Origin of the sequence: Bradyrhizobium altum (genome assembly GCF_020889705.1) — a bacterium.
GTDB classification, from domain to species: domain Bacteria; phylum Pseudomonadota; class Alphaproteobacteria; order Rhizobiales; family Xanthobacteraceae; genus Bradyrhizobium; species Bradyrhizobium altum.
Genome location: NZ_JACMYP010000007.1, coordinates 77,204 through 88,729 on the forward strand (window position 1 = coordinate 77,204; position 11,526 = coordinate 88,729).

Consider the following 11,526-nt stretch of genomic DNA (forward strand, 5'->3'; position numbering starts at 1 on the left):
TTAGTTCCGCGCATTCTTCGCCGCTTCCCGCCCGGCGACGCGGCCGAACACGCTGCCGATGGTCATGCCGATGCCGGCGGCGTAGCCCTTGCCGAGCACGTTGCCGGCCATGATCTCGCCGGCCGCGAACATGTTGGCCGACGGCTTGCCGTCCTTCATCAGCATCCGCGACTGCTTGTTCACGCGGGTGCCGAGATAGGTGAAGGTGATGCCGGGCCGCACCGGATAGGCGAGATAGGGCGGCGTCTCGATCTTGCGCGCCCAATGTGTCTTCGCCGGCGTGATGCCTTGGGTAGCGCAGTCGTCGAGGATCGTGTGGTCGAACGTGCCGGGCTGCACCGCGGCGTTGAAATCGGTGATGGTCTTTTCCAGCGCTGGCGCATCGAGCTCGAGCTTGCCGGCGAGCTCGGCAATCGTGGCGCCCGCGATCGGCGGAAACAGCGTCGGCATGAAGCTCGTGACGACGGTTGAATCGAAGATGATGTAGGCGATCTGGTCCGGCTGCGCGGCGACCAAGCGGCCCCAGATCGCGTAGCGCTTCGGCCAGATGTCCTCGCCCTCGTCGTAGAACCGCTCGGCGTGCTTGTTGACGACGATGCCGAACACGACCGAGTCGTGGCGGGTGATGATGCCGCCGTCGAATTTCGGCGCACGGGCATCGATCGCCACCGCATGGCATTGCGTTGGATCGCCGATCTCCTGCACGCCCTTGGCGAGCAGCATCTTCAGGATCGCGCCGCGGTTATAGGGCGTACCGCGAATCAGGAAATTGTCGGCGGCCTCGCCCCAATATTCTTTCAGCCATTCGATATTGGCCTCGAAGCCGCCGGCGGCCGCGACCAGCGTCGAGGCGCGCACCTCGGTCTTGCCGCCGACCGGCTGCTTCAGCTGCGCCGACAGGAACATGCCGTCCTCGATCTTGAGATCGATCACCTCGGCATTGTAGAGGACGTCGACGCCGAGCTCCTCAGCGGTGCGATAGAGCGCGTTCAGCATCGCGCGGCCGCCGCCGAGGAAGAACGAGTTGGTGCGGCCAAGGCTCAGCGTGCCGCCGAGCGAAGGCTGCCAGCGCACGCCCTGTTCGACGATCCAGTTCAGAATGTCCTTGGACTCGTGGATCATGAAGCGCGCCAGTTCCTCGTCGGTCTGGCCGCCGGTCACCAGCAGCAAATCCTTCCAGAACTCCTCCTCGGTGTAGGGACCGGTGAGGATCTCGGTCGCCGCGTCATGGGCGCAGCGCATGTTGCGGGTGTGGCGGGTGTTGCCGCCGCGGTAGAATTTCGGGGCGCCCTCCAGCGCCAGCACGGAGGCGCCGGCGCGCCGTGCGCTGATCGCAGCACAAAGCGCGGCGTTGCCGCCGCCGATCACCAGCACGTCAAACCTGCGCGTCAGATCAACCATGCGCTCTTGTTATCGCTGTTGGCATGGAAAGCAACAGGGGCAGGCGAATGAGCATGCTCCGGAAAAGTGTGTAGCGGTTTTCCGAAAGATCATGCTCAAATCAAGGAGTCTGCCCCGATTGCATGCACGGGATCAGGCCGCAACCGTCTCGCGCTGCTCGATGGTCTGGCCGCCACGATAGACGATGAGCGCGGCGATGATGCCGAGAACAGCGCCGAACATGAGCCAGTAGGCAGGTGAGGCCTTGTCCTGGCCGCTCATGGCGATCAACTTGGTTGCGACAAAGGGGGTCGACGTGCCGAAGATGCCCGCCGCCAACGCGAACGCGATCGAGAAGCAGGTGGTGCGGACATGCGCCGGCACGATCTCGACCAGGCATCCTAGCATCGTGCCGCTGTAGACGCCAAAGTAGAACGAGAACATCATCTGCACGGCCAGCAGCTTCCCGAGCGTGGGCTCATGCGAGAGCCACGACAGTGCCGGGTAGGCCGTCACGAACGACAGGCTCGCGATCGCGATCAGCACCGGCTTGCGGCCGATCCGGTCCGACAGCGCGCCGCCGACCGGATTCCAGATGAAATTCGTCACCGCAACGAGCAGGGTCACCAGCAGCGTCCCGGAGGCCGAAAGGTGCAGCTCCTTGCCGAAGCCGGGCGCATACACCGTGATGAAATAGAACGTCGTGGTGGTCAGAACCGCGATCATCATGCCCAGGATGACGATGCGCCAGTTCTCCAGCGCCGAGGCGAACACTTCGCGCGGCGTCGGATGCTTCTTCATGGCCAGGAAGGCCGGCGTTTCCTCGAGCGAACGCCGCAACATGAAGATCACGGGAATGATGAGGCATCCAATGAAGAACGGGATGCGCCATTTGGCGACGCCGCCGATCGCATCCAGGAAAGTGTCGCCTGGGATCACCTCTCTCAGGACGAAGCCGATCACGGCTGCAACAAAGATGGCGACCTGCTGGCTCGAAGATTGAAACGAGGTGTAGAAGCCGCGGTTGCCGGGTGTTGCGATCTCGGAGAGATAAACGGAGACGCCGCCCAGTTCGACGCCGGCGGAGAAGCCCTGGATCAGCCGGCCAATCAGCACGATGATCGTTGCGGCAATGCCGATCGATGCATAAGAGGGGCAGAACGCAATCACCACCGTGCCAAGCGCCATCAGCGCGAGCGTCACGATCAGGCCCTGGCGGCGGCCGATGCGATCGATGTAGGAGCCGAGCACGACCGCGCCCACGGGACGCATCAGCGCGCCGAGCCAGAACACGCCGTACGCATTGAGCAGCGCCGCGGTCTCATTCTGAGCGGGGAAGAACGCTTTCGCGATGTCCTGCGCATAGAAGCCGAACAGGAAGAAGTCGAATTGCTCGAGGAAATTGCCGCTGGTCGCGCGCAGGATGGCGCCGAGACGCGACTTGATCTGCGGGACTTGCGATGAACTCGACTGCGACATAACGCCCTTTCCTCCCCGTGACAAAACGACCGGCGCAAATTGTGTCGCCGGCCAAGGCAGTTAACTGCCATATGCGGCAATTTGGCACGGCTGTCCGGCGCGACCAACCCGAAATCGCGCCGCCGCTATGGGAAAAAAGCCGTAGTGGAATTTGATGGGAGCGTTTTCGAGCGAAGTGGACACCGGTTCGCGTGAAGAAAACGCCTCAGAACAATAATCTCGTGCGGCGTGCGCCGCATCAAGGCGCTGTATGCGCCGCGGCGAGCCAGGACCGGAACGCAGAGAGCTTCGGTGAATCGGCGCGTCCCTGCGGCGTGACGAGATAGAAGCCGGCGTCCGCCGGCAGCGCGATCTTGAAGGGAACCACGAGGCGGCCCTTGGCGATGTCGTCCTGCACATAGGAGGTGCGGCCCATCGCGATGCCGATGCCGTCGATCGCGGCCTGGATCGTCACGAACAGCAGGTCGAAGGTCACGCCCGGCTGCTTGGAAATGTCGGTCGGCAATCCCGCCGCGGTCAGCCACAGCCGCCAGTCGTCGCTGTTGGCGTTGCTGGTGTGCAGCAGCACATGGTCCCTGAGATCTTCGGGGCACTTGAGCGGCCTGGTTCCATCCAGCAGCGACGGGCTGCACACCGGAAACAGCTCGTCCGCCATCAGCCAGTCCGCGCGCAGGCCCGCCCATTGTCCGCGGCCGTAGCGGATGGCCGCATCCACCTTGTCGCGCTGGAAGTCGACCAGGCTGGTCGAGGTGGTGATGCGGACATCGATGCCGGAATGCGCCTCCTGGAACGCCGACAGCCGCGGCAGCAGCCATTTGGCGGCGAGCGATGCCAGCGTCGAGACGGTCAGCACATGATCGTCGTCCCGGCGCAGCAGGCGATCGGTCGCGAGCCTGAGGTCATTGAAGGCGGCGCGGACGCCGGGAAGGTATTCGGCGGCCTCCGACGTCAGGCTCAGTGAACGGTTCTGGCGGACGAACAGACGAACGCCGAGCTCTTCCTCGAGGCGCCGGATCTGATGGCTGATCGCGGTCTGCGTCACGTTCAATTCGGACGCTGCGACCGTGAAGCTCATATGCCGCGCGGCGGCCTCGAACGCCCTGAGGCCGTTCAACGAAGGCAGGCGGCTGGTCATCTCAGATGGTCTCCAAATACATGACTTTAATTCATGCGAAGCGGTACAAAGTGTCGTTTGTGAACAGGCCGAATAGCTCCGATATTACCGCCAAGAGGTTACCGATAGGAGCCGCAGATGTCCATTTCCACCCATGAATCGATGACAAATCATCATACGCCAGATCATCATGCATCGGGGCTGTTGAACCAGGTCAGCGACACGCTGCATGTCTGGTGGGATCGCTACGAGCGCCGCCGCGAGCTGTCGCAGTGGACCGAGCGCGACCTGCACGACATCGGCATGTCCCGCAGCGACATCGTTTTCGAGACCGACAAGCCGTTCTGGCGGGCCTGAAGAGGACGCCGTCGCCGGCGCCGCCTCGATCGAGGGGCGCCGGCCAATTCCTTCACCCGAGGAGCGTGTCATGACTGCGCTGCATCTCGACGATCTCAAGCAATATTCTGACGTGCTGCGCGCCAAGAACGGCAGCGAGATCAAGGTGCGCTTCGTCGAGCCGCGCGACCGTGAAGAGCTGCAGGCTTACATCCGCTCGCTCTCCGCCGGGTCCCGTTACAACCGCTTCCTGGGTGCACTAAGCGAGCTGCCAAAGATGGAGCTCGAGCGTTTTATTCACGTCGGCGAGGCTGACCGGTTCACGGTGGTCGCGACGATGCTGGTCGATGGTTTTGAGACCATCGTCGGCGAAGCCCGCTACGCCTTCCATGCCGATACGTCGAGCGTCGAGTTCGGCCTGTCGATCGATGACCGGTGGCAGGGCCACGGCATTGGCAAGGCGCTGCTGAAGAATCTCGAATGCCGCGCGGCGTCTTTCGGAGCCGAGCGCATCTTCGGCGACACGCTGCGGTCCAACGCCCCGATGATCGGTCTCGCCCGCAAGTCCGGCTATGCCTTCACTGCGAGCCCCGGCGATTGGAAGCTGGTGCGCTTTGCGAAAGAGATCTACGTCGAACCACAAGACATTCCCTGTGCCAGCTGGCGGCTTGCCGCCACTTCCCGCTCGGCCACGATGTCCTCGCTTGCGGTTTGACTGACTAGGCCCGGTTCTGGCCCTCCAGAACCGGGCCCTTTTCTTTGGATCTAGCTCTCACGCCATAGCCCGGATGAAGCGCAGCGCAATCCGGGATCAGCTTTCGCCGCGGATAGTCTGTCCCGGATTACGGTGCGCTTCATCCGGGCTACGCGCTTGCTTCGCCTCTCCCCTGTGGGAGAGGCCGCAGCGCATGCAGCGAAGCGGAATGCGGTGCGGGTGAGGGGTGCGGTCTCTCGGCAGACTCGCCCTCACGAAGAGACCTGAACCCCTCACCCGGATTGCATCTTCCGATGCAATCCGACCTCTCCCACAAGGGGAGAGGTGACTTGAAGGGCGCTACGCGCTCAACTCCCCCGAAACACCGGCTTGCGCTTCTCGATGAAAGCCTGCACGGCCTCCTTGTGATCCGCTGTCGTGGTGAGGCGGATCAGCCGTTCAGCCTCGTGGTCGCGCGCGGTGGCGAAGTCGAATTGCAGCGCCTCGTCGAGATTGTCCTTCATGTAGCGCAGCGCGAGCGTCGGGCCTTCGGCGATCGATTTCGCCAGCGCGAACGCCTCGTCCTGCAGCGTCTCGTCCGGCACCACGCGGTTGACGAGACCGATCTGCTCGCATCTTGCGGCATCGACCTTCTCGGACGTGAACATCAGCTCGCGGGCGCGCGAGGTGCCGACCAAGCGCGTCAGCAGCCAGGCCATGCCGTAGTCGCCGCTCAGCGCCACGCGCAGATAACCGGTCGAGATGAAGGCGGATTGCGCCGCGATCCGGATGTCGCAGGCCATCGCGATGGCGAGCCCGGCGCCGACCGCGGGGCCGGGCAATGCGGCGATGGTGGGCTTGCGCACCGAGGCGAGCGCACCGGTGAGCAGGCGCTGGCGCTCCTGCAGGTCGGCGACCTTGTCCTCATAGGACATTTCGAGCTTCTTTGGGTCGCGATTTGCGCCCATGCCCTTGACGTTGCCACCGGCGCAGAACGCCTTGCCGGCGCCGGTGACGAGCAGCACGCCGACCTCGGGGTTCTCGCCGCAGGTCCGGATCATCGTGCGCAGCGCTGGCGTCAGCGTGTCCGACAGCGAGTTGCGGGCGTCCGGGCGGTTCAGCGTGATGATGGCGACGCGGTCGCGGATCACGCAGAGCAGTTCGTCGGTGCCGGTCTCGATCTTGATTTCAGCGGTCATGGTTTCTTCCCCTGTTTCCTTCGTCATTGCGAGCGCAGCGAAGCAATCCATGCTGCCACGCGTGGAGAAATGGATTGCTTCGTCGCTTCGCTCCTCGCAATGACGGACGGCGCTCGAGCCAGCCTACGCCGCTTGCATGATCTCCGTCATCTCAAAACTTCTCAACCCAGGGCCGCAATTCCAGCTCCCAGGTCCAGGCGCTGCGCGGCTGTTGCAGCACGTTCCAGTAGCTCAACGCGATCGCGTCGGGATCGAGCATCGAATCCGGGCGGTCGGCGGGCTCGGCGCGCGCGGCGCTGCGGATGCCGCCGTCGATCACGAAATGCGCGACATGGATGCCTTGCGGCGACAATTCGCGCGCCATGCTCTGCGCTAGTCCGCGCAATGCGAACTTGCCCATCGCGAACGGCGCCGATTGCGCATAGCCCTTGACGCTGGCGGAGGCGCCGGTGAACAGGATCGCGCCCTTCTTGTTGGGCAGCATGCGCTTTGCTGCTTCCTGCGCCACCAGGAAACCGCCGAACGCCGAGACCGCGATCGCCTGCTCGACCTCGGAGGGGACGAGTTCAACGAAGGGCCCGCGGCTGCGGCCGGAGGCGTTATAGACCACGAGATCAGGTGTTCCGATCTCGCGTTCGACCAGGCCGAACAGACGTTCGACATCCTCGGCCTTGGTGGCGTCGCAGGCATAGGCGCGCGCGCCGGTTTCCGTGCAGAGCGCACCGAGCTTCTCGATGCTGCGCGCGCCCAGCGCCACGCGAATTCCCTCCCGCGAAAATAGCCGCGTCAGCGAGGCGCTGAGGCCCTCGCCGGCGCCGACGATCAGGGCGATCTTGTACTTCGGAATATCCATTGGGCTTTCCTTTGCTCGGCCGGAGGAGGATAGTCGTGCCCAAACAAATGAGCACCGCAGCCGGGAATTCAATGCAGCCGCACAAGCACGATCTGAAAACGTCGTCCGCCAGCCAGCCGGGCCCGTTGGCGCCCGATACGACGGGAATGAATTTCTACCGGGCCGATCCGGCGCTGACCGATCTTCTCAAACTGCATCTGCCCGAGGCGTTGTTCCGCCACATCGAGCCGCATCTCGACCGGCTCGGCGGATTGGCCGGCGGCACTCTCGACGAATGCGCGCGGCTTGCCGACCGGCATACGCCGGTGCTGCACCAGCGCGACAAGTTCGGCCGCGATGTGCAGCACATCGAATATCATCCCGCCTATCGCGAGATCGAGAAGGCCGCGTTTGGCGAGTTCGGCATTCACGCGCTGTCGATCCGCAAGGGCATCATGGGCTGGCCCGACAAATATCCAGTGGTGGCCAAGCACGCCTTTACTTTCCTGTTCAACCAGGCCGAATTCGGCATGGGCTGCCCGATCAACGTCACCGACGGTTGCGCAAAGCTGCTGGCGAATTTCGGCAGCGAAGCGTTGAAGGCGAAATATCTCGACGGCCTGACCCAGACCGACATGAGCAAGCTGACGCAGGGCGGCCAGTTCATGACCGAAAAAGAAGGCGGCTCCGACGTCGGCACGCTGACCACGCGCGCGGTGCAGGAGGGCGACCACTGGCGGCTCTATGGCGAGAAGTGGTTCTGCTCGAATGCCGATGCCAAGGTGGTGATGCTGCTCGCGCGCCCCGAGGGCGCAGGGCCGGGCACCCGTGGCGTCGGCCTGTTCTTGATGCCGCGTTTCCTCGATGACGGCTCGCAGAACCACTACCGGATCGTGCGCCTGAAGGACAAGCTCGGCACCCGCTCGATGGCCTCGGGTGAGATCAAGCTCGACGGTGCGATCGCGTACGCCGTCGGCAAGCTTGACCGCGGCTTCGTGCAGATGGCCGAGATGGTGAATTCGTCGCGGCTCTCCAATGGCGTGAAGTCGACCGCGCTGATGCGCCGCGCCTGGCACGACGCGGTCACGGTCGCGCGGGGGCGCGTGGTGTTCGGCCAACGGATCATCGACCTGCCGCTGGCGCGGCGCCAGCTGATGAAGATCATGCTGCCGACCGAGCAGGCGCTGTCGATGAGCTTCCTGACCGCCGACGCGCTCGACCGCGCCGAGGCCGGCAGCCAGGACGCCGCGGCGCTGCTCCGCATCCTCACGCCGACCCTGAAATTCCGCGCCACCCGCGACGCCCGCAAGGTCTGCGGCGATGCGATGGAGATGCGCGGCGGCATCGGCTACATCGAGGAATTCGTCACGCCGCGGCTGCTGCGCGATGCGCATCTCGGCTCGATCTGGGAGGGCACCGGCAACATCGTCGCGATCGATGCGCTGAAGCGCGCGGTCGGACGCCATGGCGCCGACAATGCGCTCGCCGCCGATCTGCATGCGCGGCTCGATGACAGCCCGAACGTGCCGCAAGCCTGGCGCAACCGGCTGTGCGATCTCAGCGATCGTGCGATCGGGTTTGCGCGCGAGGTCGCAGGCCGCATCGACAATGAGGGCGATGCGCGGCGCGCCACCAGCCTGCTCTATCACGTCGCGAGCGCCGTAGCGCTGGCGTGGGAGGGCGGACGTATCCACGAGATGCGCGGGGACGCGCGCCGGCTGTTGCTGTCGCGGATGGTGATCGATCACCGCGTGACGCCGGGCGATCCGTTCCGGCTTACGGAAAATACCGTTCAGCGCAGGATGACCGAGCACCTGCTCGGCGCTCGCGCCGTCGGCATGGCCGAGGTTGGCGGATTGCTCATCGCAGCGTAGTCTGCCGCGCGAGCTCAACGCCTAATCAAAACAGAAACGCTAAGGGAGACCCCGATGAAGGCCGCCGTCCTGCATGAAGTCAATCAGCCGCTGGTGATCGAGGATGTCAGCGTACCCAATCCGGGGCCGCGCGAGGTCCTGATCCGCACCGCGGTCGCGGGTCTCTGCCATTCCGACCTCCACTTCATGGAAGGCCTCTATCCGCATCCGCTGCCGGCGGTGCTCGGCCATGAATCGGCCGGCGTGGTCGAGAAGGTCGGCTCAGACGTCAATTACGTGAAGCCGGGCGATCACGTCGTCACCTGCCTGTCGGTGTTCTGCGGCACCTGCGACAATTGCACCACCGGCCGCACCGTTCTGTGCACCGACACCACGGTGAAGATGCTGCCCGGCGCCTCCAACCGCCTGTCGTGGGGCAGGAAGGAGAAGCTCAACCAGTTCCTCAATCTGTCGTCGTTCGCCGAGCAGATGCTGGTGCACGAGAACGCGATCGTGAAGATCAAGAAGGAGATGCCGCTCGATCTCGCCGCGCTGATCGGCTGCGGCGTCATCACCGGCTATGGCGCCGTGGTGAACACCGCGAAGGTCACCGCGGGCGAGACCGTGGCTGTGATCGGTTGCGGCGGCGTCGGCATGGCCGCGATCAACGGCGCGCAGATCGCCGGCGCCGGCCGCATCATCGCGATCGATACCAATCCGGCGAAGCTGCAACTCGCGACCAAGCTCGGGGCCACCGACATCGTTGATCCCGCGCGCGGCGACGTGGTCCAGCAGGTGCGCGAGCTCACCGGCGGCGGTGTGCATCACTCCTTCGAGGTGCTCGGCCGCAAGGAGACCGCCGAGCAGGCCTTCGCCATGCTGGCGGCGGGCGGCACCGCGACCATCGTCGGCATGATCCCGTTCGGCCAGAAGATCGAGCTGCACGGCTTCGACTTCCTGCGCGAGCGCCGCATCCAGGGCTCGTCGATGGGCTCCAACCACTTCCGCGTCGACATGCCGCGCCTCGTCGACTTCTACATGCGCGGCAAGCTGCATCTCGAGGACTGGATCTCGGCCAAGCTGAAGCTCAGCGAGATCAACGAGGGTTTTGCCAACATGAAAGCCGGCAAGACGCTGCGCAGCGTGATCATGTTCGACAGCTGAGGTCGTGTCATCCCGGCGTGGGCCGGGACCCATACGCCGCGGCTTCGCTTTGGGCACGTCGGTGGACGATTTTCTTAGCGATCTGAGCGGTGGTGGTTATGGGTCCCGGCCTACGCCGGGACGACACCTAACCATTCAGCGCGCGACGTGCGCAGACACCGCGAGCCATTTGCCGTTTTGCCGCGCCCAGCAATCGGTGTAGCGGCCGTACGCGGGCTCACCGTCCGCGCCCGTGTAGCTGGTCTGGGCGTGGATGATGGCGAAATCACCGAGGATGCGGATCCTGACGTCCTCGGCCTTCAGTCCCTTGATCCTCACGGGGATCGCCGTCTGCTTCAGGAAGGCGGCGCGGTCGACCAGGCTCTTGTCGGGATTGGTGCAGTAGAACTCCTGCGCCAGGATTTCATCGAAACGCTTGACGTCGCAGTTCTGAACCGAGTCGACATAATCCTTGTTGAGCTTCGTGAGCTCTTCGAGATCGTTGCTCATTGGTGTTTTCCCTGTTGCTATTGTTCGTCATTGCCGCGCTCTCGATACCGTCATCCTGAGGTGCGAGCTCTTGCGAGCCTCGAAGGATGCACGGCCACAGTCGGGCCGTCGACCCTTCGAGACGGCCGCTTCGCGGCCTCCTCAGGGTGACGGTGATAGAGTTAGGTGCCTGTCGTCGCTCTGCAATGATCGCATCAATCGTCGAACATCTTCGGTGGCACGAAGCCGCCGAACTCGCGCTCGATCAGCTCGGCGAGCTTCAGCGGCGTGCGGTCTTCCAGCATCGGGCCGACGATCTGCACGCCGACCGGCAATCCGTCGGGCGCAAAGCCGGTCGGGATCGCGGTGGAGGGCAGGCCGGGCAGAGTCGCGATGCCGGGCCAGGCGAGCTGGTCGGTGTACACGTGCGGCTCGCCGTCGATCAGAATCCGCCGTTGCTCCTGGTCGGGCGAATGATCGTGCGGATAGGCCGGCGTCGGCATGATCGGGCAGATCACGGCGTCGAACGATTTGAACAGCTCGCGCCATTGCGCGCGCAGCCGCGCACGGGCGTACGTCGCCTGCACCCAGTCGCGATGGCTGAGCGCGATGCCGCGCAGCCGCTCGGCCTGCAGGCTGGTATCGCCGGCCGGCAGCGCGGCCGCCGCAGCGCAGGCGCCAGCATAGACCTCCGGCGGGAAGCTTGCGGCGAGGAACGACAGCAGCATCCGCATATAGAGCCGCGAGGAGGCCGCGAAATCCGGCAGCAGCGGGCTCGAACGCGATACCTTCGCGCCGACCTTGTCGAGATTGCTGGCGAGCTTGTCGATGCTGCCGCGAACCGCCCTGTCGGTCGGCAGCACCGGATCGGTGTCGATGACGAGGATGCGGAAATCCTTCAGGCTCGTGTGGCGCGCCGCGGGCAGCTCGAGGCGGTAGGCCTTGCCGGCGTCGAGCGGGTCGGGGCCGGCCATCACATCGAGCAGCAGCGACAGGTCGGCCGCGCC

11 protein-coding genes are annotated in these 11,526 nt (G+C 64.6%); 4 read left to right on the forward strand and 7 right to left on the reverse strand.

What is annotated here, in order from left to right; translation table 11 throughout:
- The 3 genes from tcuA to H8B02_RS04235 form a co-directional block, all read right to left on the reverse strand.
- Positions 1-1,401: an FAD-dependent tricarballylate dehydrogenase TcuA gene (gene tcuA, locus H8B02_RS04225; protein ID WP_229165005.1), complete on the reverse strand. Its 1,401-nt coding sequence runs from the start codon at positions 1,399-1,401 to the stop codon at positions 1-3.
- A gap of 132 nt (positions 1,402-1,533) precedes the next feature.
- Complete coding sequence (locus H8B02_RS04230) at positions 1,534-2,859, reverse strand: MFS transporter (RefSeq protein ID WP_229165006.1); 1,326 nt, start codon at positions 2,857-2,859, stop codon at positions 1,534-1,536.
- A gap of 238 nt (positions 2,860-3,097) precedes the next feature.
- On the reverse strand, positions 3,098-3,994 hold the full coding sequence (locus tag H8B02_RS04235; protein ID WP_229165007.1) for a transcriptional regulator GcvA: 897 nt from the start codon (positions 3,992-3,994) through the stop codon (positions 3,098-3,100).
- Positions 3,995-4,111: 117 nt separating this feature from the next.
- Between H8B02_RS04235 and H8B02_RS04240 the strand changes: the two genes are divergently transcribed.
- A complete protein-coding gene (locus H8B02_RS04240) occupies positions 4,112-4,330 on the forward strand; it encodes a DUF1127 domain-containing protein (RefSeq protein WP_229165008.1) in 219 nt (72 codons plus the stop codon).
- A gap of 70 nt (positions 4,331-4,400) precedes the next feature.
- The gene (locus H8B02_RS04245; protein WP_229165009.1) at positions 4,401-5,024 is read left to right on the forward strand and encodes a GNAT family N-acetyltransferase; all 624 of its coding nucleotides are present in this window, start codon (positions 4,401-4,403) and stop codon (positions 5,022-5,024) included.
- A gap of 347 nt (positions 5,025-5,371) precedes the next feature.
- Here H8B02_RS04245 and H8B02_RS04250 read toward each other — a convergent pair whose 3' ends face one another.
- Together H8B02_RS04250 and H8B02_RS04255 are read right to left on the reverse strand one after the other, a co-directional pair.
- Positions 5,372-6,202, reverse strand: coding sequence for an enoyl-CoA hydratase (locus H8B02_RS04250; RefSeq protein WP_229165010.1), 831 nt, complete (start codon positions 6,200-6,202; stop codon positions 5,372-5,374).
- A 151-nt stretch (positions 6,203-6,353) separates the two neighbouring features.
- Complete coding sequence (locus tag H8B02_RS04255; protein ID WP_076832562.1) at positions 6,354-7,055, reverse strand: SDR family NAD(P)-dependent oxidoreductase; 702 nt, start codon at positions 7,053-7,055, stop codon at positions 6,354-6,356.
- Positions 7,056-7,126: 71 nt separating this feature from the next.
- On the opposite strand from H8B02_RS04255, the gene H8B02_RS04260 reads away from it, so the two are divergent.
- On the forward strand, positions 7,127-8,908 hold the full coding sequence (locus H8B02_RS04260; RefSeq protein WP_229165014.1) for an acyl-CoA dehydrogenase family protein: 1,782 nt from the start codon (positions 7,127-7,129) through the stop codon (positions 8,906-8,908).
- Between the two features lie 54 nt (positions 8,909-8,962).
- The gene (locus H8B02_RS04265) at positions 8,963-10,051 is read left to right on the forward strand and encodes a Zn-dependent alcohol dehydrogenase (protein WP_092119616.1); all 1,089 of its coding nucleotides are present in this window, start codon (positions 8,963-8,965) and stop codon (positions 10,049-10,051) included.
- A 135-nt stretch (positions 10,052-10,186) separates the two neighbouring features.
- On the opposite strand, the gene H8B02_RS04270 is transcribed toward H8B02_RS04265, so the two are convergent.
- Both H8B02_RS04270 and H8B02_RS04275 read right to left on the reverse strand, forming a co-directional pair.
- Positions 10,187-10,540, reverse strand: coding sequence for a nuclear transport factor 2 family protein (locus tag H8B02_RS04270; protein ID WP_229165011.1), 354 nt, complete (start codon positions 10,538-10,540; stop codon positions 10,187-10,189).
- A gap of 194 nt (positions 10,541-10,734) precedes the next feature.
- Positions 10,735-11,526 (reverse strand): amidase family protein (locus tag H8B02_RS04275; protein ID WP_249795565.1); only part of this gene is annotated, 792 nt, incomplete at its 5' end.